The organism is Ruegeria sp. BE1 (assembly GCF_056538885.1).
The window spans coordinates 1-25,063 of the sequence record NZ_JBQFTY010000003.1 but is presented as its reverse complement, the minus strand read 5'-3'; the positions used below and the strand labels follow the sequence as shown (position 1 = coordinate 25,063).

General features: G+C 60.0%; 25 protein-coding genes and 1 pseudogene. 12 read left to right on the top strand and 14 right to left on the bottom strand.

Annotated elements, in window-relative coordinates; all coding sequences use genetic code 11:
* The first annotated feature begins 142 nt into the window (after positions 1 to 142).
* Positions 143 to 337 carry a DUF1127 domain-containing protein gene (locus tag ACR0J5_RS10205; protein ID WP_480652958.1) on the top strand — a complete coding sequence of 65 codons (195 nt, stop codon included), beginning with the start codon at positions 143 to 145 and terminating at the stop codon, positions 335 to 337.
* Positions 338 to 1,036: 699 nt separating this feature from the next.
* Here ACR0J5_RS10205 and trxA read toward each other — a convergent pair.
* The 8 genes from trxA to regB all read right to left on the bottom strand — a co-directional run bounded on the left by trxA (position 1,037) and on the right by regB (position 12,866).
* On the bottom strand, positions 1,037 to 1,357 hold the full coding sequence (trxA, locus tag ACR0J5_RS10200) for a thioredoxin (protein ID WP_298382016.1): 321 nt from the start codon (positions 1,355 to 1,357) through the stop codon (positions 1,037 to 1,039).
* Between the two features lie 60 nt (positions 1,358 to 1,417).
* On the bottom strand, positions 1,418 to 4,777 hold the full coding sequence (addA, locus tag ACR0J5_RS10195) for a double-strand break repair helicase AddA (protein WP_480652955.1): 3,360 nt from the start codon (positions 4,775 to 4,777) through the stop codon (positions 1,418 to 1,420).
* Positions 4,774 to 7,701, bottom strand: coding sequence for a double-strand break repair protein AddB (addB, locus tag ACR0J5_RS10190; protein WP_480652953.1), 2,928 nt, complete (start codon positions 7,699 to 7,701; stop codon positions 4,774 to 4,776). The genes addA and addB overlap by 4 nt, the downstream gene beginning before the upstream one ends.
* Positions 7,694 to 8,380 carry a nucleotidyltransferase family protein gene (locus ACR0J5_RS10185; RefSeq protein WP_480652951.1) on the bottom strand — a complete coding sequence of 229 codons (687 nt, stop codon included), beginning with the start codon at positions 8,378 to 8,380 and terminating at the stop codon, positions 7,694 to 7,696. The genes addB and ACR0J5_RS10185 overlap by 8 nt, the downstream gene beginning before the upstream one ends.
* Entirely contained in the window at positions 8,377 to 9,381 is a 1,005-nt protein-coding gene (locus ACR0J5_RS10180) for an aminoglycoside phosphotransferase family protein (protein ID WP_480652949.1), read from the bottom strand. Before ACR0J5_RS10180 ends, ACR0J5_RS10185 begins: the two co-directional genes overlap by 4 nt.
* Positions 9,378 to 9,851 carry a tRNA (adenosine(37)-N6)-threonylcarbamoyltransferase complex ATPase subunit type 1 TsaE gene (tsaE, locus tag ACR0J5_RS10175; RefSeq protein WP_480652947.1) on the bottom strand — a complete coding sequence of 158 codons (474 nt, stop codon included), beginning with the start codon at positions 9,849 to 9,851 and terminating at the stop codon, positions 9,378 to 9,380. The genes ACR0J5_RS10180 and tsaE overlap by 4 nt, the downstream gene beginning before the upstream one ends.
* 41 nt (positions 9,852 to 9,892) lie before the next feature.
* Entirely contained in the window at positions 9,893 to 11,389 is a 1,497-nt protein-coding gene (locus ACR0J5_RS10170) for a PAS-domain containing protein (protein WP_480652945.1), read from the bottom strand.
* Positions 11,390 to 11,468: 79 nt separating this feature from the next.
* A complete protein-coding gene (gene regB, locus ACR0J5_RS10165; RefSeq protein ID WP_480652943.1) occupies positions 11,469 to 12,866 on the bottom strand; it encodes a sensor histidine kinase RegB in 1,398 nt (465 codons plus the stop codon).
* Between the two features lie 92 nt (positions 12,867 to 12,958).
* Here regB and ACR0J5_RS10160 point away from each other — a divergent pair, with 92 nt between their 5' ends.
* The 4 genes from ACR0J5_RS10160 (at position 12,959) to ACR0J5_RS10145 (ending at position 15,098) form a co-directional block, all read left to right on the top strand.
* Positions 12,959 to 13,579: an SCO family protein gene (locus tag ACR0J5_RS10160; protein ID WP_480652941.1), complete on the top strand. Its 621-nt coding sequence runs from the start codon at positions 12,959 to 12,961 to the stop codon at positions 13,577 to 13,579.
* A 75-nt stretch (positions 13,580 to 13,654) separates the two neighbouring features.
* Positions 13,655 to 14,209 (top strand): ActR/PrrA/RegA family redox response regulator transcription factor, encoded by a 555-nt coding sequence (locus tag ACR0J5_RS10155; RefSeq protein WP_480652939.1) that lies wholly within the window; start codon positions 13,655 to 13,657, stop codon positions 14,207 to 14,209.
* 106 nt (positions 14,210 to 14,315) lie between these two features.
* Complete coding sequence (locus tag ACR0J5_RS10150) at positions 14,316 to 14,621, top strand: hypothetical protein (RefSeq protein ID WP_480652937.1); 306 nt, start codon at positions 14,316 to 14,318, stop codon at positions 14,619 to 14,621.
* Between the two features lie 105 nt (positions 14,622 to 14,726).
* On the top strand, positions 14,727 to 15,098 hold the full coding sequence (locus ACR0J5_RS10145; RefSeq protein ID WP_480652936.1) for a VOC family protein: 372 nt from the start codon (positions 14,727 to 14,729) through the stop codon (positions 15,096 to 15,098).
* Here ACR0J5_RS10145 and ACR0J5_RS10140 read toward each other — a convergent pair.
* The gene (locus tag ACR0J5_RS10140; protein ID WP_480652934.1) at positions 15,095 to 15,688 is read right to left on the bottom strand and encodes an HD domain-containing protein; all 594 of its coding nucleotides are present in this window, start codon (positions 15,686 to 15,688) and stop codon (positions 15,095 to 15,097) included. The genes ACR0J5_RS10145 and ACR0J5_RS10140 overlap by 4 nt on opposite strands.
* 206 nt (positions 15,689 to 15,894) lie before the next feature.
* Between ACR0J5_RS10140 and ACR0J5_RS10135 the strand changes: the two genes are divergently transcribed.
* The 3 genes from ACR0J5_RS10135 (at position 15,895) to ACR0J5_RS10125 (ending at position 18,466) form a co-directional block, all read left to right on the top strand.
* Positions 15,895 to 16,215 (top strand): hypothetical protein, encoded by a 321-nt coding sequence (locus ACR0J5_RS10135; protein WP_480652932.1) that lies wholly within the window; start codon positions 15,895 to 15,897, stop codon positions 16,213 to 16,215.
* 102 nt (positions 16,216 to 16,317) lie between these two features.
* A complete protein-coding gene (gene ahcY, locus ACR0J5_RS10130; protein WP_480653917.1) occupies positions 16,318 to 17,706 on the top strand; it encodes an adenosylhomocysteinase in 1,389 nt (462 codons plus the stop codon).
* Between the two features lie 13 nt (positions 17,707 to 17,719).
* On the top strand, positions 17,720 to 18,466 hold the full coding sequence (locus ACR0J5_RS10125; RefSeq protein ID WP_480652930.1) for an extensin-like domain-containing protein: 747 nt from the start codon (positions 17,720 to 17,722) through the stop codon (positions 18,464 to 18,466).
* Between the two features lie 37 nt (positions 18,467 to 18,503).
* Here the strand turns inward: ACR0J5_RS10125 and ACR0J5_RS10120 are convergent, their stop codons facing one another.
* Positions 18,504 to 19,580 carry an L-dopachrome tautomerase-related protein gene (locus tag ACR0J5_RS10120; RefSeq protein ID WP_480652928.1) on the bottom strand — a complete coding sequence of 359 codons (1,077 nt, stop codon included), beginning with the start codon at positions 19,578 to 19,580 and terminating at the stop codon, positions 18,504 to 18,506.
* Between the two features lie 101 nt (positions 19,581 to 19,681).
* On the opposite strand from ACR0J5_RS10120, the gene ACR0J5_RS10115 reads away from it, so the two are divergent.
* Together ACR0J5_RS10115 and ACR0J5_RS10110 are read left to right on the top strand one after the other, a co-directional pair.
* Complete coding sequence (locus ACR0J5_RS10115) at positions 19,682 to 20,578, top strand: LysR family transcriptional regulator (RefSeq protein ID WP_480652926.1); 897 nt, start codon at positions 19,682 to 19,684, stop codon at positions 20,576 to 20,578.
* A 114-nt stretch (positions 20,579 to 20,692) separates the two neighbouring features.
* On the top strand, positions 20,693 to 21,034 hold the full coding sequence (locus ACR0J5_RS10110) for a DUF2853 family protein (RefSeq protein WP_480652925.1): 342 nt from the start codon (positions 20,693 to 20,695) through the stop codon (positions 21,032 to 21,034).
* A gap of 196 nt (positions 21,035 to 21,230) precedes the next feature.
* On the opposite strand, the gene ACR0J5_RS10105 is transcribed toward ACR0J5_RS10110, so the two are convergent.
* Genes ACR0J5_RS10105 through tsaD form a run of 4 tightly spaced genes read right to left on the bottom strand, consistent with a single transcriptional unit; the run spans position 21,231 to position 23,974 of the window.
* Complete coding sequence (locus ACR0J5_RS10105) at positions 21,231 to 21,653, bottom strand: EVE domain-containing protein (RefSeq protein ID WP_480652923.1); 423 nt, start codon at positions 21,651 to 21,653, stop codon at positions 21,231 to 21,233.
* Positions 21,653 to 21,922 (bottom strand): YciI family protein, encoded by a 270-nt coding sequence (locus ACR0J5_RS10100; RefSeq protein ID WP_480652921.1) that lies wholly within the window; start codon positions 21,920 to 21,922, stop codon positions 21,653 to 21,655. Before ACR0J5_RS10100 ends, ACR0J5_RS10105 begins: the two co-directional genes overlap by 1 nt.
* A gap of 1 nt (position 21,923) precedes the next feature.
* A complete protein-coding gene (locus ACR0J5_RS10095) occupies positions 21,924 to 22,880 on the bottom strand; it encodes an NAD(P)H-dependent glycerol-3-phosphate dehydrogenase (RefSeq protein WP_480652919.1) in 957 nt (318 codons plus the stop codon).
* Positions 22,877 to 23,974 carry a tRNA (adenosine(37)-N6)-threonylcarbamoyltransferase complex transferase subunit TsaD gene (gene tsaD / locus ACR0J5_RS10090; RefSeq protein WP_480652917.1) on the bottom strand — a complete coding sequence of 366 codons (1,098 nt, stop codon included), beginning with the start codon at positions 23,972 to 23,974 and terminating at the stop codon, positions 22,877 to 22,879. Before tsaD ends, ACR0J5_RS10095 begins: the two co-directional genes overlap by 4 nt.
* A gap of 97 nt (positions 23,975 to 24,071) precedes the next feature.
* Here tsaD and ACR0J5_RS10085 point away from each other — a divergent pair, with 97 nt between their 5' ends.
* Positions 24,072 to 24,785 carry a uroporphyrinogen-III synthase gene (locus ACR0J5_RS10085; RefSeq protein ID WP_480652915.1) on the top strand — a complete coding sequence of 238 codons (714 nt, stop codon included), beginning with the start codon at positions 24,072 to 24,074 and terminating at the stop codon, positions 24,783 to 24,785.
* A 54-nt stretch (positions 24,786 to 24,839) separates the two neighbouring features.
* Positions 24,840 to 25,063 (top strand): annotated as a pseudogene (locus ACR0J5_RS10080) (hypothetical protein); the annotation flags it as partial.

Sequence of the window (25,063 nt, the reverse complement as noted above, 5' to 3'; positions counted from 1 at the left end):
ACAGTTCACAAACTGCTTAAAAGATATGCAGGAATCGCAGATCGGGTCTGTTGGACTAGCAATTGTGGGACTCAGCCCTTGGTTCTAAATGAGACCTGCAACCGACGAAGGGTCGGCTGTTTCAGTTTTAAGGAATGCGCAAATGGCAACCACCGCAAATATCCATGCGCCACTCGGAGCAGCTACCATCCTGCATGTAGTGGACGCGTTCACCGCAGCTTTTGAAAAAGCGGCTGAGTGGAATGAAACCCGCAAGACACGCGCCCTGTTGTCCGAACTGTCTGATCATCAACTGGATGATATCGGTCTGTGCCGCGCGGACATCAACAAGGTCTGATCCAACTATCGGAACCACCGCAAAAGATGAGCCGCTCGTTCGAGCGGCTTTTTCTTTTTGGTCTGACACTCACATCAAAAAAGGCGCCCGAAAGCGGACGCCTTTGTCTCTTGGAGCGATTTACGCGTGCTGGATAAGCTTCCAGGTAACTGCCTTGCGGTTATGCGGAGGCATCACGTTGCCTTTAGCGATAGGTGCAGTAGTCGATGGCGAGTCCATTGATTTCCACACGCCGCTTTCTGGGCACTTCTCCCCTGTCCGCGCGGTTGTTCCAATAGGTTTTCTTGTGGCATGATAGCTCATGACCAGTCTCCTTAATTTAAGTGAGGAGACGTGTCACAAGGGTGCAAATCCTGATTCGCAACACGTCTCCACCTACAATGCTTGCAGGCACCATGAACATAATTGTGCCATATTCCGCGAGTCAACAGACATTTTGGTTAGGCCACAATATGTTGTGGTGTTTGATCAAAAACGGGGATATTTGGCACATATTCAAAAAAACAATAAAGGCGCCACATCAAATATTGACGTGACGCCCTTTTTCTGAAACGCGTTGCGAATCAGGATTTGCAATTACTTTTAGACTCCATGTTTAGTTGTCTGTCAAATAGTTTTTGGATAAATTACCGATCCAAGCAATTCGACAAAAAAGGCGCCCGGAATCGGACGCCTTTGGTATTCGGTGATCCGGGCGGATCAGATGGATTCGTCGATCCAGCTTTGCAGCGCTGCCTTGGGGGCGGCACCTGCGCGGTTCGAAACAACCTGACCGTCCTTGAAGATGAACAGCGCCGGGATACCGCGCACACCCATGGCCGCGGCCGAGTTCGGGTTGCTGTCCACGTCCACCTTGGCGATTTTCACCTTGTCGCCGTATTCAGCGGCCAGCTCTTCCAGAGCGGGGCCAATCTGCTTACAGGGGCCACACCATTCGGCCCAGAAGTCGACAACAACGGGGATGTCGGAATTCTTGACTTCGGCGTCAAAGGTATCGTCGGTTACTGCTACGGTCGACATATTCTGTCTCCTGAATGGGGCTAACTCGGGAACAGAACGTAGGGGCGGTCCGGTGCAAGGTCAAGGTATCTGGGTTCGGGCCAGCGCGTCCGTCACAAGATCGTGTGGCAACCACATGAGGTCGGCGTTTCGGGTCCACAATATCCCTGTGCGAACCTTACGCCCCGGGTAAATCTGCGCCAGTGCCTGCGCATAGGCCCCCATCTGACGCAACAGACCTTCGGGGCAGGTTTCGGGGCGATCGGGCACCGTTGCATTTGATTTGAAATCAATGATTTGTACGTCGGTTTCAGACACAATCAGCCGGTCGATGATCCCATGCATACGCCGCCCATTGAGGTCGGCTGTGACCGGAACCTCGGCCAGCGTGCCTGCGGCGAAAACGGGTTGCAGGTGATCGGCGGTCAGCACGGTCTGCGCCTCGGCCAGCAGGCCCTGCCGTTCGGGTTCCTGCATATCCGGCAGAACGCGGGCGCAGAGCTGGGGCCATTGGTCCCGCGCGACTGCGGGCAGGTGTTCCAAAAGAAGGTGCAGGCGTGTGCCGCGCAGCTTGGCGGCCTCCTCATCCTGACCGGTATCCCCCGGCAGCGCCTTCGCCCCGCCCAGATCAGACGGGCTGAGCGTTTCAGGCGCGGTGTCGGGTACAGCAGCGGGCGTTTGGAAATGGTCTGGCAGCGGGACCTCAGTCACCTCAGCCTCGCTATGCTCAACCAGTGGCAGGGCATCCCAATCCGCATGCGACAAGCGCCGGGTGTCTTCGTCCGGCAACTGAACGGCCCCTGCCCGCGCCATCGCGGCCTCAACCATCTGATACCAGCTGGTTCCGTCCTTGCCGACATCCCCTGCAGCACCCACAATTAACCACTTTTCCGCCCGTGTCAGAGCCACATAAAGCAATCGAAGCCGCTCATTCTCTTCCCGCGCGCGTGCCTCGGTCCGGGCTTGGGCGATCAGCGCGGGTGAGGCATCAGCAGGTACTTTCCACAGCGGTGTCCCCTCACCCACCATGATCTCAGCATCGCGCGGAGCCTGCCGTTTGCCCGTATCCGGCAGGATCACAATCGGCGCTTCCAACCCTTTCGATCCATGCACCGTCATCACCCGGATCATGTTACCGACACCGCTCATCTGGCGTTTGATTTCCAGATCGTCGGTCTGCATCCACACCAGAAACCCGGTCAGGCTGGGTATGTCCGTGCGCTCATAGGCCAGTGCCTGAGACAGCAGCGCGTTGATCCCGTCCTCAGCCTCAGCCCCCAGACGGCCCAGCAATTTGCGCCGCCCATCATGTCGGGTCAGGATGCGTTCGATCAGGTCATAGGGGCGCAGAAAGTCGATCTGGCCGCGCAGATCGTTCAGGATGTCCAGTGTTTCGGGGAATTCGTCGGCCCGGCTGCGCAGTGCGGCCCACAGGAATTGCTCCTGCCGGCGATGCGCCAGATCAAACAATTGCTGTTCCGTCCAGCCAAACAGCGGTGATTTCAGAACGGTGGCCAGCGACAGGCTGTCTTCGGGTGTGGCCAAAAAGCTCAGCAGCGCGGCAAGGTCTTTAACCGCTAGTTCCGCGCCCACTTTCAGACGGTCTGCCCCGGCAATGGGCAGGCGCAGGGCTTTGCAGGCACGGATGATCTCGGCAAACAGGTCGGACCGGCGCTGCACGAGGATCAGAAAATCCCCCGGCTGCACCCTTCGTCGGACGAAAGTACCGGGTCTATCGTCATCCTCGGGGATCGTCTCACCACGGTCGATCATGTCTTTGATCGAGTGCGCCACCTTCTCGGCCAGAATAACAGTGTGATGCCGCGCGCCGGGGCGATCGACGGGATCGGTCCAGTCACCGTCCTCGTCGTCTTCAACCTTTTCAACGACCGGCCACAGATCGACGCGACCGGGCAGATCGGATTTGAACGCGCGGTGCTGGCTGTCCTTGTGGAACCCGGCCTCAGCCCGGTTTTCGAACAGAATATCCACCAGAGACAGGATCGCGCTGGAGGATCGGAACGAGTATTCCAGCGTCGAATCCCACAGTTTAGAGCCTGATTCCGCCAGCCTGCGCCCAAATTCCTGCTGCATCCGGTCAAAGGCCGCCGGGTCTGCGCCCTGAAAGGAATAGATCGACTGTTTCTTGTCACCGACCACAAAGATCGTGCGCTCAACCCCGGATCGGGCCCCTTCCCCGCTGGTGAATTCCTGCGCCAGTTTTTCGACCACATCCCATTGGTCGGGGCTGGTGTCTTGCGCCTCATCAACCAGAATATGATCGATGCCGCCATCCAGCCGGTACAGCACCCATTCGGCCACCGCCGGGTCGTTCAGCACCTGCCGCGCGCGCAGGATCAGGTCGTCGAAATCCAGCCATCCGCGCAGCTGTTTGCGCCGCTCATATTCCGGCAGGAAGGCCGCGGCAAAGCGGTGCAAGACATGCGTCTTACGCGCTGCGACCAGCGCCAATCGCTGCTCACGCGCGGCCTCGATGCGCAACATCAGCGCCTCAAGCTGAGGCATCTGCCCGGCCAGCGCCCCTTCGCGCAGAGCTTTGGTCGGAAAGCTGTTGATCTTGGCGGTAAAGGGTTCTTTTGCCGCTTTGCCGGTCAGGAACACGCTTTCCAAAAGGGGCAGGCTACTGATCCTCGCTTCAGAAAACGCAGCCAGTTTCGCAGCCGCCTTGGCGTTGTTGCCGCCGCTTTCCGTCAGCGCAGGCAGGATCGCGCGGATCAGGTCGACCTCACCCCCCAGAAACACGCGGGCTTTCAGCGCGTCTTCGTCAAACCCGTCAGGCAAGTCGAACCGTTGCAGCAGATCGGGCCAGTCCAGCGGCTGCGCAAACAGGTTGCGTTTATGCGTGATGGCGGTCGTCAGGTTGTCGAACCCGGTATCGGTGACGAACCGCGCAACGTCTTCGATCAAACCGGCCTGAGGCCCGTCGGCAAAATCCTCAACGATTTCCTCGCGCAACAGGGCGGCGGCGCGGTCCTCCATTTCCGAGAATTGCGGGCTGACCCCGGCCTCAAGCGGAAAGCGCCGCAGAAGCGAGGCGCAGAAGGAATGGATCGTTTGGATCTTCAAGCCGCCCGGCGTCTCAATCGCGCGGGCAAACAGGGTGCGCGCCTGCGCCAGACGCTCGGGGTCGATCACACCCGGCACGCCCAGATCGGTCAGCTGCGCCAGCAGTGCATCGTCGCCCAACATCGCCCATTCGCCCAGCCGTTTGAACAGGCGGTTCTGCATCTCGCTGGCGGCGGCTTTGGTGTAGGTCAGGCACAGGATATGCTGCGGCTGCACGCCACCCAGCAGCAGACGCGCCACCCGGTCGGTCAGAACGCGGGTTTTGCCGGACCCCGCATTGGCCGCCAACCAGGTTGAGGCATCGGGGCGCGCGGCTTGCACCTGCCGCTCGGTCGCATCATTGCGGGCGGTCATTTCAACACCTCGGGGTCGGATGCGTCTGTACGGTCCCACTCACCAAACCGGGCGAGGTGATCGTAGTCGCCAATGTCCGTGTCTTTGTGCAGCATCCGGCGGGATGTGAAGCCCTGATCAGGCTCTAAATAGGCAGAAATCAGCTCTTTCAACTCGGCCAGAACCTTGTCGGGCGGTTCTTTGGCCAGGGGGGCTGCGACCTCTTTATAGGTACCGCCCATGCCGACAAAAATGGCCTCGGCCACCGCAATCGGGTCAATCCCTTCGATGGCCCCTTGCTCGGCCATTGCAGCCTCGATCAGCAATTGTTTGTCGAACTTGGCCTGTTGGGATTCTGTCGGAGGGGTGCCGGTTTTGTAATCCACGATCCGCAAAGCGCCCCGGCTGTTGTGATCAATCCGGTCAGCCCGTCCCGCGATGGTGAAATCCAGCGGTGACAGCACCAGTTTCATTGCGGCCTCGAACGCCACCGGCCCGCCATCCCCGCGTCGGGCGGTTTCGGCGACCAGGAAATCATCCGCGATCCGTTCGAGCCGCGCCAGCCACAGCTTGCGCGCGGTGGGCCAGGCGACATGCTGATCCAATAGGGTTTCGGCCCGTTTCAGAAAGTTTTCGCGGGTCAGCAAGGCGCTGTCCAATACGCTGTCCTTGACGAAATGTTCAAGGATTTCATGGATGACGATCCCGCGCAGCAACGCATCCGGGGCCTGAACCAACGGGTCCAGTGGCCGCAGCTTCAGCACATGTTTTGCGTAAATCGCGTAAGGATCGCGGATCAGGCGTTTGATCTCGGTCACGCTGAGGCGACGCGGGCGCGACGCGACAGGCGGACGCGGCGATGGGCGCGGCGCAGGGTCAATGCGGGGTGCGGCCTCAAGCTGTTCGGACCAGCGCAGATAGGTCTGACCCCGGCTGCGCATGGCCGAGAGGGCGTCACGACCACCCTGCCCCGGCAAGCCCTGCAGCAGGTTCGTCAAGCGGTTCAGCCAGCGCGATGGCACCGTTTCGGCGTCATCGGACCGGGTCGCGCGGGTCAGCCAAACCTCGGGCGCGCCGACGGCTTGTTGAAAGTCATGGGCCGACAGACCGATGCGGCGTTCGGGCAGCAGCAGCCCGGCCTTGTCGCGCATTTGCCGGTTCAGCCAAGGGTCAGGCGCGGCGGCCTCGGGCCAGCTGCCCTCGTTCAGACCACCCAGAATCAACAGATCGGCACCCTGCACCCGCGCCTCAAGCGTGCCCCAGATCATGATATGCGGATGCGGCGCGTCACGGTCGCGGACCTCTTCGCCCGCCAGAAGCGCGCCCAGCAGGTCGGCGAAATCGCGGGCGGTCATGGGGCCGCCATGCTGCGCCTCATCCTCCAGCGTGGTCAGGACAGACAACGCCTTTTGGCCTGCGTTCTTGTCCCAAAGCGGATTGATTTCGCCTGCGCTGCCGGTCGAGATCGCCTCGGCCAGATTGCGCAGACGTGTGACCCAATCGAACAGAGGCAAGTCCCCCGTGATCTGCTGATCGCAGAAATGGGTGATCAGCCAGCGCACCCAGCCCTCGGGCACCTCCTTTCGGATGGCGGAGGCGGTCAGGCTGGCGCTGTCGGGGAATGGTGGGCCATGCCGCCGCAAATCCAGTTCCAAATCGCGGGCGTGCAGCAGATGCGCCCCCCGGTCGTCACCACCATGGCACAGAGGGTGTTTCAGCAGGGTCAGCAGCGCCTCACCCTCAAGCCGTTTGGTAAACAGCCCCGCCACGTGGCGCAGGAACCGGCCCGGCGGAGACAGTTGCAGCGGCAGGCCCGCGCTGTCATCGGGCAGGATGTTCCAACGGTCCAGCGCGGCGCCGACCTGACGGGTGAGCATCCGATCGGGCGTGATCAGCGCGGCGGTCTGGCCGGTTTCCGCCGCCTCGCGCAGACGCAGGGCGATGGCCAGTGCCTCGGCCCGCGGCGATTGCGCCTCAACCAGTGTCAGGTCCTGGGTGGCACCGTCCAGATTGGTTAGCTGCGGGCCTTCGGACATCCACGCGTCGGTGATTGGGGCAGGGCGTAATGCAAGTGAAATCAGCCGGTTACGCGCGGGTGAAGGGGCCGGGTCACCGGTCCAGGGCTCTACCTGTCCGGGGTCCATCCCCAACCGGGTCATCAGCTTGCGGAACCGGTATTGCGGGTGATCTTCCGAGGTCAGCGCTTCATCCAGACGCTGCCAGACGGCATCAGGCTGATCGAAATCGTACCCGGGCAGGATCAGTGCGCCTTGGGGCAGGCGGGCGACGGCCTCCATCAGCATCAGGGTGGTGCCCCGCGACCCGGTTGAACCCGCAAGGATCACCGGGTGCTGCGGAGGGGTTTCCTGCCAGCGCTCAATCAGGTTTTCAACCACCCGCCTCTGTCGCGCCTGTGCGTCCAGCGCATCGGGCCCCGAGTCGACAAAGTGATCGGCAATTCCGATAAACGCCTGCGCGCGGGCCCAATGGCCCGACATGTCGCTGACGTCCAACTGCCGGATCGCATCGGGCGAGACGCCTTCGCCCTGCATCTCATCAATCAGGGCGGCAAGGCTGTCGGAGAGATCAAACAGCGAGGACCGCGCCGCCAGATCGGGCTGTTGTTCCAATAGCTTGGCAATCAGCTGCGTCAGTTCCAGCCTGCGCCGCAGGGCCGGGATCGCGGGTGGAATTTGCGCCAGATCGACGCTGTCGCCCAGATCGGTCACCAGCGAAAGCCGCGGCAACAGGCAGGCCGGACCCTGATCAAACAGATCGCGCACGCGGCGGGCCATGCGGCGGGTGTTCACCACAAGTTGCACCTGCGCCAAAGCCTCGGGCGGGTGTGCAGCGCTGCGCTGGCGCAGCCCCTCAACCAGCGTTTTGGGGAAATCCGAGCCGGGCGGGACGGCAAAGACACGAGGGGTGGCGCCGGGCCTAAACATCCGCGATCAGCCCTTCGGCCAGCGCGATCCCTTCGGGACGGCCCACATCGCACCAGCGACCGGGGTAGATGGCGGCAAACAGGCGGCCGCGGCTATGTATCTGATCCCATAGTTTGTTTAGCGAAAACGCCTTATCCGGAATGGCCAACAACCCGTCGGTTTTCAGGATTTGCGCCCCGCCATAGATCAGGTCACCGCCACGGGTGATGCGCCCTTTGGCATCGGCGGTGAAATCGCCCTGTCCCGTGTGCCCGATGGTCTGCGCGGTGGGTATACACATCAGCAAGGCGTCCATTCGGTCGGGGTTCCATGCCTTGCGCAAAAGGGTCAGAGGGTTCGGGCCAGACCAGATCGCATCGGTGTTCAGTGTAAAAACCGGATCAGACCCTAACAAAGGCAAAGCTGCGCGTAGCCCACCGCCGGTCTCTAGGATCTCGGGGTCTTCACGGGACAGCAGCACGCCTTTGGGGGACAGATGCGCCTCAAGCTGATCGGGCAGATAGTGCAGGTTGGCCACCACCCGCGCCGGGTCCAGATCGTCCACCAAATCCAGCGCGTGGTCGATCAGGGGGCGACCCGAAACCTCAATCAGCGGTTTGGGGCGGGTTTTGGTCAGTGCGCCCATGCGGGTGCCGAACCCTGCGGCGAACAGCATTACGGCGTCAGGGTGTTGGGTCATGCCTGTCTGAGCCTGTCCAGATTGTCCGGGGTCGGTGCGGGAAGGGCATCGCGCAGCAGATCCGCGACACCCACCAGCGCGGGGTGGTCCAGATCGCGCATCAGATGTGCCCATGTGGCCGGAACCAGATCGATATAATGCGGCTTGCCGTATTCTGTCGCCAACCGGGCAAACACACCCAGAATCCGCAAGTTCCGCTGTGCGCCCAACACCGCATAGGCGGTGCGGAAGTCGTGATCATTCACCCCGGTTGCAGCGATATAGCGGTTGACCATCTGCATCTCGGTCCCGGCTGAGACATCGCGGCGCACATCCTGCAGCATCGACACCAGATCATAGGCCGGATGGCCCAGCATGGCCGTTTGGAAATCCAGCAAGCCCACGCGTTTGATCCCGGCGCGGTCCGGCAGCCAGATCATGTTCTCGGCATGGTAATCGCGCTGGATCACCACTTTGGGGCCCGAGGTTTCCTGATGCAGAATATCCGAAAACCGGTGCTCAAACCGCTCTCGGGCATCCACGTCGTGCTGCCCCTGAACCGCCTGCGCGTATTTGGTGAAGGACAGCGCCGCCAGCTCGCTCATCATTGCTGAGTCATAGGCAGGCAAGGACAGGATCGGTGCCTTGTGCAGTGCAATCAGAACGTCCGTCGCCGCCTCATACAGCTGTCTTTCGGCCTTTGGGTCGCGTTTCAGGACACGGGCAAAAAGGTCGTCGCCCAGATCTTCCAACAGAAGGAACCCGTTTTCCGTATCCTCGGCATAAACCTCGGGTGCGCTGAGACCGACCGAACGCAGATGATGCGCCATGCGGACAAATGCCGCGACCGGTTCGGCCTTGCCCGGCGGGGAATCCATCAAAACCGCCGTGCGCCCGGTTTCCGGGTCAGTCAAACGCTCATACCGACGGTTCGAGGCATCACCGGCCAAAGGCGCGCGGCCTGCATTGGCCCAGGGTGTCTGTGCAATCAGGGCTTGGGCCAGCACGGTCCGGTTTGTCATGCGGCGCGCTCCAGTTTCTGGGTCCATTTCGGATCGGACCAGGACAGCGTCAAATGGCGTGTTTCCATTGTGTTAGGGTCTGCTTTCAGGCTCATCTTCAGTGAGGTGTCCGGTGTCAACGGCCCCAGCTTGTCCGGCCATTCGATCAGGCAAATGGCGGTCTCGAATGCCTCGGACAGGCCCAGTTCTTCGATCTCTTCCACCGCGCTCAGACGATAGAGGTCGCAATGCCAGATCTCGGCCTCTGGCGTGTCATAAGCTTGTACCAGCGTATAGGTGGGCGATGGCACGTCTTCGGGCACGGGCATCAAGGATTGGATCAGGCTGCGGGCGAAATGGGTCTTGCCGCTGCCGATCTCACCCTCAAGCAAAATCACGTCGCCGGGGCGCAATTCGGCCCCGAACCGGGTGGCCAAATCAGCAGTGTCTTCGGGCGACGTCAGAGTGATAGAACGGGTGTGCAGCGTCATGGCGCCACAATGGCCTTAGCCCCGGTCGGCTGCAACCCGGTTCAGGCGCTGATCTGTTGTATCGACTCAATGTCGTTGACATTAAAACGCACAATCGTCGCGCCGTTCTGCATAGGGCTGACAATGCAGGTCAGGTCGGTGCCGTCGCGCATTGTAAGATGGCCTGACCATTCTGCCCGGTTGTCGCGCATTTCGACAAAATCGCGCACCTCGCCCAGCATGGGCGTTGCGGCGCAGCGTTCCCTCCAGCGCCGTGTCACATCCAGCACCGATTCAGGTTCAAACCCGGTCTCGTCGCTGTCGCCCCACAGCTTTTGATAGGCGTGGTTGGTAAAGGCGAGCGTTCCATCATCGCCAAAGACGGCAATGGCATCGGCCAGCTTGTCCAGCACCGATTGCATCAGGTCCATCTCTGACCGGAACCGGCGCGTCAGGGTAATCTCGGCGGTGATGTCTTCGAACAAAAAGGCCACGGCCCCGTCGGGATGCGGGCGTCCGCTGACCGAATAGACGGACCCGGATGGCAGCGACCAGGTTTCCTGATAATTTCCGTCTTCGGCCGCCTCCAGCAGATCATTCATCTGGCTGCGCCAACTGCGATAGTTCTTGGGCTCGGGCATCATGTGCTGATCGCGCAGCCGGTCAAAGAAACTGGACAGGCTTGGGCGGCAGCTGAGGAAGTCCGGGGGCAGGGTGGTCAGGTCGATCAGCGCCGGGTTGAACAAAGCCAATTGCCGGTTCCGGTCGAATATCGCCAGCCCGATGGACAATTGCGCAAAGGTTTTCGTCATGGTTTGCACGAATTTGCGCTGGGCTGTTTCTGCTGCGACAATTGCATTTATATCAACCGCATAGCACAGGTGGCCTTCGGGATGTTCCACCAGATTCAGATCGAACCACAGCTTGTTATCGCTGTTTTCAGACGTAATCGAGATGCGGGTCTTTGTTCCCAATCTGGCGTCGCCATCCGCGCCGGTGAACAGCGGGGCAGTCAGATCAGTGTCCTGTCCGCGTACCTTTCTCACCAATGAGACATAGGCCGCGTTGCACCACCTGACATTGCTTTGGTGATCCAGCATCCAGACGGGATAGGGCGCTTGTTCCATCGCAAGGCGGATCGGGTCCTGCGCCTCAAGCCGGGCTGAGCCCGGTGCGTGGCAGCTTTGGCGCAATTGCACACGGACGATACCATCGATCCATTCGCACAGAACGTCCCGCTCGACAGTGCAGTCGATGGCCGGAATGATCAGTGTCCCCTCACGCCGGATATGATCAGGGCCCTCGGGAAACGAGGGAAAGTCGCGCTGCAGCAGGCGGCGCAAATCCGTCCAGTTGCGGACAGATTCAAATCCTTCCAGCGCAATGTCGGAGTGGCTGATCAGCCGGTCATCGTCGAACAGAAAGACCGCATCATGCAGGGATGCCGGGGCGGATAAACCGAAATCATCACCCCTGTGTCTGCGGCGGGGCAACAGCCATTGCACCGCCAGACTGGCTGAGACCAGGCTGATTGCGGCCAGAATAATCCAGTCGACCATGCGATCCTCGGTACCTGTGTTATGGTCAGGATTTATGCGCCTTAATGGTTAACGGTGTCTTAACCCGCACCTGAGCAGATCAGACCAGAATACGCTGGTTTTCCCCTGACGGGACGGGGGTATCTCCGGTCTGGGCGTCCACCAGGTTGCGTGGCCATGTCACCAGCACAATAGCACCCCGGCGTTCAGGGTTTTCGCACAGGTTCTGATAGGGGTCCGACCCGTTGGCAAAATTCAGATCGGCACCGCTGCGTTCCAGCAGGGTCTTTGCGATGAACAGCCCCAGCCCCATCCCTTCATATTCCGGGCGGGCTTTTTGGTCTTTTTCGGCACGGCGACGGCGCATGAATGGATCGCCGATCCGGCCGATCATATGGGCCGGATAACCGCGCCCGTCATCCATGATTTTGATGATGATCTGATCGGTGGTCCATTCGGCCTCGACCCAGACATTGGCGCGGGCGAAATCCACTGCGTTCTGGATCAGGTTGCGCAGCCCGTGAATGATCTCGGGCTTGCGCAGGATCGAGGGTTGTTGCACATCGCCATCCCCGGCAGGCCCTTCGGCAAAATGGACGGTCTTGCCGCGATGGATATGAGGTTCGGCCGCCTCGTGAATAACCGTGGACAGAGGGGCCTGCCGCAGATGCAGGTCGTCTTTGCCGGCCCGGCCCATATCGCGCAGAATGTCGCGGCACCGATTGGCCTGTTCGCGGATCAGGGCCGCGTCCTCTTTCAGGTCGGGGCGGTCGTCAAGCTCTTCTATCAGCTCGGAGCTGGTCAGTTTGATCGTGGCCAGCGGTGTGCCAAGCTCATGCGCAGCGGCAGCGACGACGCCACCCAGATCGGTCAGCTTCTGTTCGCGGGCCAGGGCCATATGGGTGGCCGCCAACGCCTCGGACATGGATTGCACTTCGGAACTGACCCGGTGGGAATAAGCGCCAATGAACACAATCGCGATGATGATCGCAGCCCAGTTGCCGAACAGCAGCAACTCGGGAATGTCCAGTGCCTGTCCGGCGTCAGTGCGCAAAGGCAGATGGAATTCGGCCAACAGGGTCGTCAACACAATCGCAACCGCTCCGACAATCAGGGTTGACCGCGTGCTCATGACATTCGCCGAGATCGTTACCGGACCCAGCAGCAGAAGGGCAAACGGGTTGTTCAGGCCGCCGGTCAGATACAGCAGTATGGCCAGCTGAGTCAGGTCGAACAGCACCATCAGAAAATTCTCGAACTCGGTCAGACGCTTGTTCTGTGGAAACAGCAAAATGGCCGTCATGTTCCCCATTACCGAGACGCCGATGGCCAGGTAACACAGCGCCAGTTCCAGCTGAACGTGAAAATATTGCTGCGCCACGGTGATTGCTGTGAACTGGCCAATAATGGCCACCCAGCGCAACAGGATCAGCGTGCGCAGCCTGATCCAGCTGCTACGTTCCTGCCCGCGCCAAAATGTGATATTGGAATTGGCCATCGATCCACTATGTCCTGTTGCATCGGCTGTCTATCTTGATAGGTGTCCCGGCCGAAACGATCAACAACCCCTCTGATATCAGGATTGATGTGATGGTCCGTCTCTACGCTATTCTTGCTGCAGTTGCTCTGGCCATTGGTGTGGGGGCCATGTGGCTGCTGACACGCGGCGCGGGGTCCGACGATCAGTTTGCACAATGCCGGTCATCCCAGATCGCAGGCGGCACTGCAGCCATTGGCGGCCCGTTTGAGCTGATCAACGGCAAGGGTGAGACGGTGACCGACAAAGACGTGATCACCGAACCCACGCTGGTCTATTTCGGCTACACGTTCTGCCCCGATGTCTGCCCGTTCGACATGTCGCGCAACGCCGAGGCGGTGGATATTCTGGCCGAGGGCGGACAGTCTGTCACGCCCCTGTTCATCTCAATCGACCCGGATCGCGACACGCCCGAGGTGGTGGACGATTACGCCTTCAACCTGGGTGGCAAGACCATCGCGCTAACCGGCTCGCCCGAGCAGGTCAAGGCCGCCAGCCAGGCCTACAAGACCTATTACAAGGCCCATGACAAAAGCGACGAGTATTACCTGGTGGATCATTCCACCTTTACCTATCTCGTGACACCCGAGCAGGGGTTCATCGAATTCTTCAACCGCAATGACACCGCCCAGCAGATGGCGGACAAGGTTGGGTGTTTCCTCGACAAGCTATGACAGATTTGACCTTTGGCATGGCGCTGCTATTACTCATGTCAGGCCAAAGGCGTGAAATAGCAGAAAGAACAGACAATGGCGGACAGCTCGGACCTGGTTATCGGCGCGGATAAATCCCTGCTTCTGGTAGATGATGACGAGCCGTTTCTGAGACGTCTGGCCAAAGCCATGGAAAAACGCGGGTTCGAGGTTGAAACAGCCGGGTCCGTCGCCGCGGGCCGCGCCATCAGCATCGCCCGCCCGCCTGCCTATGCCGTGGTTGACTTGCGGCTTGAGGATGGAAATGGGCTGGATGTGGTCGAAGTACTGCGAGAAAAGCGCCCCGACAGCCGGGTTGTGGTTCTGACCGGATATGGCGCCATCGCCACCGCTGTGGCTGCTGTCAAAATCGGCGCAACGGATTACCTATCGAAACCCGCCGACGCCACCGACATCACCAATGCGCTGCTGGCGAAGGGCGACGAACTGCCCCCTCCGCCGGAAAACCCCATGAGCGCCGACCGCGTGCGCTGGGAGCATATCCAGCGGGTGTATGAGTTGTGCGACCGGAACGTATCCGAGACCGCCCGCAGGCTGAACATGCACCGCCGGACCTTGCAGCGGATTTTGGCGAAACGCAGCCCGCGGTGAAAAATAGTCGCTAGCGACGGTGCTACAATTTCTCGCCAAATCGTCTCCGGAAACAGCGTTAGAGCGCGTAGGCGCCTTGGTTTGGTGTTTGACCGCTCTGTTCGGCTTGGCTTCTGTTTCCGTGACGGTGTTCAACGCGTTTGACAAACCGTGGACATTTGTCGGCGTGGCGGCAAGTGCGTTCGGATTGATGTTGTGTGCTGCCCTTTGTGTTGTCGGTGTTTTCCACGGGATGAGCGCTCTCTTTACCAGCCTGGTGAAACACGAACGCCAGCGGCCGTCATTGCAGGTTGTGAATGTCATAGAGCTACAAGCCGACCGTCTTAAATTTGCATATCGTCTTTGGGGCTTGCTAACGCTGATGGTCTTGATCCTGGCAGGATTTTATTTGCTGATTTCGAGCGTCTTTTAGATACACATCCGTTTGTCTCATGTCACAGCTTCGTGACTTGCACCTCTGCATCAAGAACCCAACTGTTTGCCACGTAAAAGCCCTTAACAAGACAGGAACCCCAAAATGATCGGCTATGTGACCATCGGCGTGTCGGATATGGAGCGCGCCAAGAAATTCTATACGGATCTGCTGTCGGACCGGGATGCCAAGGTGACGCTGGATGCGGGACGTATTGCGTTTATCGGAAATCAGCCGAACGCCCCGATGCTGGCGGTGTGCGAACCCTATGATGGCGAGGCTTGCGCGCCGGGCAATGGCACGATGGTGGCTTTTGCAGCCGACTCGAAAGAACACGCGCAGGCAATGTATGAAAAAGCGATCAGCCTGGGTGCCTCAGACGAGGGTGAGCCCGGTCAGCGCGTTCCCGACGTTTTCTATGGGGCCTACGCCCGTGATCTGGACGGCAACAAGCTGTGTTTCTACGTCTTCGGCTAAAGCTCGGCCAATAGGGCCGCGTGCCTTTCTGTATACGCCCGCCGAACCTCGACCGGTGGGCGTAACACGATGTTCAACCCCTCCATCACGGCCTTGTCCGGACGGCCAAAGAACTTGGACGCCTCGGCCTCGGAAAAGCCCGCGATCTGGGTGGCCTCCATCCAGGCGCTGATCCTGTCGGCCTTTTTGATCTGACGTTTGATCGTTTTCGGCACCGCAGCTGGCAAGCCAAACCGGATGTGGATTGCCGCCGCCAACCGATCATCCAACGCGCCATAGTCCGGGCCCACGGCGGATTTGACCGGAGAGATCATATCTCCGATCACGTATTCGGGGGCGTCGTGTAACAAAGCGGCCAGGCGCCATTTGACCGGCGCTTTGGGGGCGATGCGGCCGAACAGTTCTTCGACCAGCAAGGAATGTTCGGCCACGGAATAGGCGAAATCCCCTGCCGTCTGGCCGTTCCAGCGGGCTACAAAGGCCAAACCATGCGCAATATCTTCGATTTCGATGTCCACGGGGGTGGGGTCCAGCAAGTCCAGCCTTCGGCCAGACAGCATCCTTTGCCATGCTCTGGTTTGTGTTGCCATTATGCCATGCCCCGTTTCAACAGCCGCGATTGTGCCGCGATTTTGTGATATGGTTTACCCGTCAAGATCACCGGCTGCCAACTTTTTCTTGAGCATTCGTGCTTTGAACAAGGGCGCGGTGATACCGACATCAAGTGCTGAGGGGGGCGCATGCTCCTCCCGGTGTGCCCCTCTCGGAACGTAACGCGTATCGAAAGGAGCTTGCTATGTTCAAGCGTTTGTTTGGAATTGCCCTGGCCTTTGGAATGGCCGCCACTGCCCCTCCGGCTTTTGCTCAGCAGCAGAAATGTGCGCAGCGTGAACATGTGATCGCCAAATTGCAGGAAAGCTACTCGGAACAGCTGGCATTTGGTGGATTGCAGAAATCGCGCAGCGGACAATCGGTGATGGAGGTTTGGACCTCTGAGGAAACGGGAAGCTATACCGTTTTGGTGACCCATGCGAACGGCCTGAGTTGTATCGTTGCCGTTGGCACCGATTTTTTCGAAGCGATCCCCAAGATCAAGGTAGAAGGCACGCCTAGCTAAGAAGGGCGGCATAAAATCCCGTTTCCGGCCATCTGCGTTGCCACGTCCCCAAAGGGATGTTAGGGGCAACCCGGACCAAGATTTACCGGAATGGAGTACCTGATGGCCGGGGACTATATCGTCAAAGACATTTCATTGGCCGGTTTCGGCCGCAAGGAACTGGATATTGCCGAAACCGAGATGCCGGGGCTGATGTCCCTGCGCGCAGAATACGGTGAAAGCAAGCCGCTGGCAGGGGCGCGCATCGTCGGCTCGCTGCACATGACCATCCAGACTGCCGTTCTGATCGAAACGCTGGTTGCGCTTGGCGCGGATGTGCGCTGGGCGTCGTGCAACATCTTCTCAACCCAGGACCACGCTGCCGCCGCGATTGCAGAGGCTGGCATTCCCGTCTTCGCCATCAAGGGCCAGACGCTGGAAGAGCATTGGGATTACCTGGACAAATCCTTCCTGTTCGACGAAGGCCCGAACATGATCCTGGACGATGGCGGCGACGCAACGCTGTACATCCTGCTGGGCGCGCGCGCCGAAGCGGGCGAGGACATCATCCCCGTTCCGGGCTCGGAAGAGGAAGAGGTGATCAAGAAGCAGATCGCCAAGCGGATGGCGGCAAGCCCCGGCTGGTTCACCAAGATGCGTGATCAGATCAAAGGCGTCTCTGAGGAAACCACCACCGGTGTGAACCGTCTGTATCAGTTGGTTAAAGAAGGCCACCTGCCGTTCCCCGCGATCAACGTGAATGACAGCGTCACCAAGTCGAAGTTTGACAACAAATACGGCTGCAAGGAATCGCTGGTCGACGGTATCCGCCGCGCCACCGACACCATGCTGGCCGGTAAGGTTGCCGTGGTCTGCGGTTATGGCGATGTTGGCAAAGGCTCGGCTGCGTCGCTGGCCGGTGCCGGTGCCCGTGTGAAAGTGACCGAAGTTGACCCGATCTGCGCGCTGCAAGCGGCCATGGACGGGTTCGAGGTCACTCTGCTGGAAGACGAAGTTGCCACGGCGGACGTGTTCATCACCACCACCGGCAACAAGGACGTGATCCGCATCGAGCATATGCGCGAGATGAAGGACATGGCCATCGTCGGCAATATCGGTCACTTCGACAATGAAATTCAGGTGGCCAGCCTGAAGAACCACAAATGGACCAACATCAAGGAACAGGTGGACATGATCGAGATGCCCTCGGGCAACCGTCTGATCCTGCTGTCCGAGGGCCGTCTGCTGAACCTCGGCAACGCCACCGGCCACCCGTCGTTTGTGATGTCGGCGTCCTTCACCAACCAGGTTCTGGCGCAGATCGAGCTGTTCACCAAGGGTGACGAGTACGAAAACGACGTCTACATCCTGCCCAAGCATCTGGATGAAAAGGTTGCCCGCCTGCATCTGGACCGCATCGGCGTGAAGCTGACCAAGATGGACAACGAACAGGCGGCCTATATCGGCGTGAAACCCGAAGGCCCTTATAAGCCCGAGCATTACCGCTATTGATTGCGGAACGGGTATGACCAAACGTTCAGGACGCCGCCGGTTCACGCAACTGGCGGCGTCTTTCTTTTCAATCATCGTATTTCTATTTCTTGTTGGGTCTGGCGGGTATCTGCTGTTGTCGCACTCGAACTCTCCGGTCCCTGACCACTGGAACCCATTGCGGGACCTGTCCGTGACCGCGCCGGTTACCCCTGTCACTGCGTATCAACTGAACCGCGCACTGGCGGATGAGGGGCTGTGCCGGGCAACGCTGTCGGAGGCAGGTGCCGCGTTTTCGCAGATGGATGATCTGGTGGTTGACCAGAACTGCGGCATTGCCGGGCGCGGTCTGCTGTCCGGGCTGGTCCGCGCCAATCTGCGGGGGGTTGAGACCCGCTGCACCACGGCACTGCGTTTGGTCATGTGGGAAAACCATGTGGTCCAACCCGCCGCGCGCGAGGTATTGGGCACCGAAGTCAGTGCTCTGCGGCATCTGGGCAGCTATAACTGCCGCCGCATGCGCACCACGCAGGGCGCAAATAGCGGTTGGAGCAGCCATGCAACGGCAGATTCGATTGACATTATAGGTGTGCAGCTGGCCGATGGGCGCGCGCTCAGCCTGTTGCGGGATTGGTCCACGTCGGGGCCCGAGGCGGATTTTCTGCACCAGATCGGGCAGGGGGCCTGCGACTGGTTCCGCGTTGTGCTGGGCCCGAATTTCAACCGCCTGCACGCGGATCATTTCCATCTGCAAGGGCCCGGTTGGGGCTATTGCCGATAGGTATCCCGACCCCGCATCAACAGGGCCGGGGGGTCGCTTAGCGTCCGCTGACGGCGTCAGACAGAGATTTGAACCGGACGATCTTGTAGATGCCCTTTGAAGCATCCTCGCCTTTGTTCAGAACGGGAGAGCGGTGCAACTCGTTAATTGTGGCGTAGACATACCCATCCGCACCGATCGAGAACCCGTCCGGCCACGGCAATTCATCATCCGACTGGAACAACACTTCATAGCTGCCATCCGGCTTGGTGACACCCAGCGCATTGTCCGTCATCGCGGTGATATAGACATTGCCGCCGGTATCCACGGTCGAACCATCCGAGATTGGCTTGTCGCCATAGCGTTCAACCTTTGCCTCAAGATCGGCATCTGACAGGCTTTCATCCAGCAGCGCGGCGGTGGGGATGCGATACATCGCGCTGGCCGTCATCGGGGCGAAATAGACCCATGTATTGGTCGGATCGACGGTGATCGGGTTGATGCCGATCTTGGCCGGATTGCCGCCCAGCGTGATTTCGCGCCCGTCGATGACCATCGGTGTATCTTCTGGAATCGTATATTTTGAGCCTTCCAGAACCCGCCGGGCGCGTCCTGTCTCCAGATCGACAACGATGATGGCCGAGTTCTGACCGTCGCCCGTATCCGAGATGTAGATGGCCCCGTGATCGCGATCCACGGCCAGATCGTTCAGGAACGAGGTCGGGCGCGCAACGGGCGCACCGATGTAGTGGATCGCATGCAGCGTCTCGGTATTGGTGTCCCAACCGACAACGCGCCCGGTCTGGTTTTCGCCCTGACCGTCCAGCATCCACAGAATGCCATCGCGGTCGGCCCGCAGACCCAGAACACCGTTCAGCCCGTCCGCATCATCGTTGGGCGCGCGCGCCCAGTCTTCGGTTGGGTAAGGCTTGGTGGACCCATCGGGCATGACCTCAACCACCCGCAATTCGGGGCCATAGAATTCGTGCACCGACATGAACATGCGCCCATCCGGGCCAATGGCCAGATTGCCCGGAGGCATGGCCTTTTCGAACTCAAGATAGGTTTCCAACTCGGCCGCCGCGGCGGGCAGGGCCAGCGCAAGCGCGCATGTGGCTGCGTAAAGCGATTTCATCAGGTCCTCCTCTGGCAATCTCAGAGCAGATACCATTTGAAATTTTTCACGATAACTGGCTCAATTCTGAAACCAGTGTTAGGATTTTTCGAATGTATCACATGAATGATCTGCTGACTTTTGTCTCGGTCGCAAAAACCGGTGGGGTTGGATCGGCGGCCAAGGCGCTGGGTATTTCTGCCGCCACCGTCAGTCACCGTATCACCAAGCTGGAAGAGGTGTTGAACCTCAAACTCTTCCACCGCAACAGCCGCAAGGTGCAGCTGACCAACGAAGGGGTGATCTTTCTGGATCGGATCGAACCGGTTCTGGCCGACCTGCGCGAGGCCGAACTGGACGCTGGCAGTGGTACAGGTGCCGTGCGGGGGCATTTGCGGGTCACGCTGTCGCCGTGGATACTATCACGCTTTGTGATGCCGCTGATGGATGGGTTTCAGACCCGTTACCCGGACCTCTCGGTCGAGTTTCTGGCCGTGGACCGCTATGTTTCGCTGGTGGATGAAGGGATCGACTGCGCCATTCGGGTGGGGCAGATGGCCGACAGCACCCTGCGCGCCCGCAAGCTGAGCGACAATGACCGCATCATCTGCGCCGCCCCGTCTTTTTGTGAAAAACATGGCCGCCCTGCATCGGTTGAGGATCTGCGGCTGATGCGCTGGGCCTGCCTGCCCTGGCAAACCCGGATTGATTTGCGGGATGGGCCAAATCGGACAGCGCAATTTTCCATCCCGCGTGGTATCGCCGTGTCAAACTCGGACATGTTGACCGAGGCGGCGGTGCAGGGTCTGGGTCTGGCGGTCAAATCAAGGCTGGCGGTTCAGCGTGAGTTGGAGAACGGCACTCTGTGCGAAATCATGCCCGGTATCTTGCGATCCCCGGACGCGCCGATTTCATTTGTGCATGCAGGCAACGCGACGCCCGGACGCAAAGTCAGGGCGTTTTCCGAACTGGCCAGCCTCGCGTTTCAACCCCGGCCTGACGCACGGAAATCCGCTTAGTGGGAAAATTCGGGATTTTTCCCTTTGTTGAATGTCTGCATGTGACTAACCTGCCTGCACCTTTTTGAAGGTTTGGACAAACGCAGCCTGGGCTGCACTATTGGAGTGTATTTTATGGGTAAACGCGACGAGCTGATCGCCAAATATGCAGAAGATCTGAAAGAAAAATGCGGGATGGACGCCGATATGGACCTGCTGACCAAGGTCACCATCGGCTGTGGCCCGGCGATTTATGATGCCGACGCGTCCACCGTTGCAGCCACGCAGGAAGGAGAACTTGAGACCGTCAAGAACAACTTTCTGATCAAGAAACTGGGTCTGTCCGACGGTCCGGCACTGGATGAAGCGATCCAATCGGTTCTGGAAACCTATGGTATGTCCGAACGCAACAAGTATCGCGCCGTGGTCTATTACATGCTGACCAAACATTTCGGCAAAGAATCGGTCTACGGCTGAGCCCGGTATAAAACGCCCGCGCTCCCTACGCGGGCGTTTTCAATTTTAAGCACTTGGCATTTGAAGTGCTGGCCAGATTTCGCTTAGTGTCACAGTGTGACCAGGACGGTCAGAACCAGAGATTTCCATACGCGTGTGGTGAGTTGGGAGCACGCGGGGGTAGGGAAGGTTCTGCATCCGTCGGAACCTTCCCTTTTTATTCAGGATCAGTTTCGCCCAAAGCGCAGATCACCTGCCATTCGGCGTCGCCAACCGGTTGCACAGACAGGCGAGAGTTTCTGACCAGCGCCATCTCGGCCAACCGTTCATCGGCCTTGATCTGATCCAGCGTGACGGGTTTTGAGAACGCCCGCACCGCCTTGATGTCCACGCAGTCCCAGCGGTCATCATCGGTGGTGCTGTCAGGATGCGCCTCGGCGCAGACCTCGACAATGCCCACGATCGCCTTGTCTTTTTGCGAATGGTAAAAGAACCCGCGATCACCAATGGCCATCTGACGCATGAAGTTGCGCGCCTGATAGTTGCGCACGCCGTCCCATTCTTCGCCCGCATCCCCCTTGGCCACCTGCTGGTCCCAGCTCCAGGTTGAGGGTTCGGATTTGAACAGCCAATATGCCATCAGCCGATGACCTTTTTCCACGCGATCAGGTCGACGGACTGGAACAGACCTGCCTTGGCATAGGGATCATTGTCGGCCCAGGTTTGGGCGGCGGCTATGTCCTCGACTTCAAGGATGATCAGCGAGCCGATCATGGCGTCGCCGTCCAACAGCGGACCCGCCTGCGCAACAACGCCGGTTTCCTCAATATAGGCCAGATGGTCGGCGCGGTTGTCCAGCCGAGTTTGCAGCGCGCCGTCCTTGTCACGGGCGATGAGGGCGATGAGCATGTTATTCCTCCTTCAGGGGTCGGTTGAGCAGGGTTTCGATGGCTTGCGCGACGCTGTATGCGCCGTGGCTCAGGTCGGCGACGGTGGCGCTGATGGGCATGTCCAGCCCTTCGGCCTTGGCGATGTCGGCCATGGCGCGCGCGGTGGCGACGCCTTCGACGGTCGTTGTGGTGTCAAAGTCCCGATTCAGACCCAAACTCAGGCCAAAACGATAATTTCGCGACAGCTCAGATGAACAAGTCAGCACCAGATCGCCCAGCCCCGATAGCCCCATCAACGTTTCGGGCTGCGCCCCGCGCATCAGGGCAAAGCGCTGCATCTCGGCAAATCCGCGGGTCATCAGGGCCGCGCGGGCGCTGTCACCCAACCCCGCGCCAATGGCCGCACCGCAAGCAATGGCCATAACGTTTTTCAACGCGCCCCCCAGTTCAGCCCCGATCACATCGGTGGTGCGATAAAGGCGCAGGTTGGCCGTTGTCAGATCGTGCTGAAGCCCGTGCGCGTCATCGGCGCAGGCCAACGTCAGCGCTGTGGGTAGCCCGCGCGCAATGTCATCGGCAAAGCTGGGCCCGGTTAGCAGCGCCGGGCGCGCGTCAGGAATGGTCTGCCGGATGACCGAGATCGGCCCCAGCCCCGTTGACAGCTCAATCCCTTTGCAGCAGGCAACCAGCGTTTTCCCGGCCAGCACATCGGCATGATCGGTCAGCGCCCCGCGCAGTTTCTGCATAGGAACTGAGATCAGCAGTGTCTCATTTTCCGCCGCTTGCGCGATGTCAGAGGTCACCGTGATTCCGTCCGGCAGGGGCATATTCGGCAGGCGCGCGGCGTTCTCGCGCATGTTTTGCATCAACTGTGCCTGTTCTGCATTCCGCGCCCACAGTGCGACCGGCCCATTTCCAGCCAGCGAGATCGCCAGCGCGGTGCCAAATGCGCCGGACCCAAGGACAGAAACGCTCATGCCTTGGCCCCTTTTTTGCCGCCGCCCAGCATGGCGGGGCTGGTCTGGTCCAGGGGCCAGCGGGGGCGGGCGGTCAGGTCCAGACCGTCGCGGGCACCGGCGCGAAACCGCTCCATCCCCGCATAGGCGATCATGGCCGCGTTGTCGGTGCACAGCGCCAGGGGTGGCGCGGTGAAACGAGTACCCTTTTCCGCACAAACAGTCTCTAACGCGGAACGAATCGCAGTATTGGCCGCAACACCCCCGGCCACGGCGATCACCGGGTCCGAGGGGTTTTCGTCCAGATATCGATCAATCGCACGGCGGGTTTTCACGGCCAGCGTGTCGACGATGGCCTGCTGAAACCCGGCGCAAAGATCGGCGCGGTCCTGACGGGTCAGGCCGCCTTTTTCAGCAACAACTTGATCACGCATCCGCATCAGCGCCGTCTTCAATCCCGAAAAGGACAGATCGCATCCAGGTCGATCCAACAGCGGGCGGGGAAAGCGGAATCGCTCCGGGTCGCCGCCCTTCGCCTCGGCCTCGACCGACGGGCCGCCGGGCTGCGGCAAGCCCAGCAGACGGGCGGTTTTGTCAAATGCCTCACCCGGAGCGTCATCGATCGTGCCGCCCAGGCGGGTGAACCGTTCCGGTCCATGGGCAATCAGGTATTGGCAATGGCCGCCCGACACCAACAGCATCAGATAGGGAAAGGCGATCCCATCGGTCAGGCGTGGCGTTAACGCATGCCCCGCCAGATGGTTCACCCCGATCAGAGGCAGGCCGGTCGCGGCGCTGATCCCCTTGGCGCACATGACGCCAGACATCACGCCGCCGATCAGGCCGGGCCCGGCAGTGACCGCAATCGCATCGATTTCGCCCAATGTCAGAGCCGCATCCTGCAGCGCCTGCACCACACATGTGTCCAGCTTTTCAGCATGCGCGCGGGCGGCAATCTCGGGCACGACGCCACCATAGGCGCTGTGCAATTCGGTCTGGCCATAGACGACCGAGGCCAGCACCTCGGCCCCCGACCCTTGGGTTTGGCGCACCACGGCGGCGGCTGTGTCGTCACAGCTGCTTTCCAACCCGAGGACGGTAAGTGTTTGCACCATTGGCCTGATCCGTTACACCATGATTGACATGCGGGGTATCACCCTGCGCGGATGCAAACAATCCCAAGGCGGAAGGCGCCGACCGTTGTATTTGTTGATGACTCGCCCGCGTGCGGCCTCGGAACGGTTTGTCGCGCAGCTGCCAACCCGCACCAGATCGCGGGTTGAGGTCATCTATTCCCCGATCCTGGAAATCAATCCTCTGCCGATCAGCATTGATACCACTGGCGTGCGTGGATTGATCTTTACCTCGGCCAACGGCGTGAATGCTGCCATGTCGATGAACCTGTCGCGGGACATGCCGGCATTTTGCGTGGGCCCCGCCACCACGGGCACGGCCCAGGGTGCGGGGTGGGATGCGCAGATGGTCGGGGCCACCGCAGAGGAGTTGGTGGCGAACCTGCTGAAGCTCAGGCCCGAAAGCCCGCTGCTGCATTTGCGGGGTGAGCATAGCCGGGGCGATGTCGCCGCCCGCCTGACCGAGTCGGGCCTGACCGTGCGCGAGCAGGCGGTGTATCAGCAACGCCTGTTACCGTTGACACCGCAGGCAAGGGCTGCTGCAGATGGCAATTTGCCGGTGATCGCGCCTTTGTTTTCGCCCAGAACGGCGCGACAATTTGCCGATATTTGGACCGGATCGGCGCCCTTGTGGCTGGCTGCAATCAGTCAGGCGACCGCCGAACCCCTTAATTCACTGGACTACGCCCGGCTGAAGATTGCCAAAGAGCCGACGCCCAGGAAAATGCGGAAAGCAGTTAAAAAGCTTGTGAAACACGCGATGCGGGTTGAGGGCAGCGAGACCACCGACTAACTTAGACGAGCCTGTTATTCTTGTGAAATTGGATTCGATAAGGGGAATACTGCGGTGGCTCGTAAGAAAAAATCCGAACAAAAGCCGGTAGAGGACCCCAAAACCGAGGAAACGGTTGCATTCACATCGCAGCGGGAAGAGGCGTCGCTTGACGCCGCCGCACCCGTAGAAGACGCCCTTTCCGAAGCCGAAGCCGAAGCCGAAGCCGAAGCCGAAGCCGAAGCCGAAGCCGAAGCCGAAGCCGAAGCCGAAGCCGAAGCCGAAGCCGAAGCCGAAGC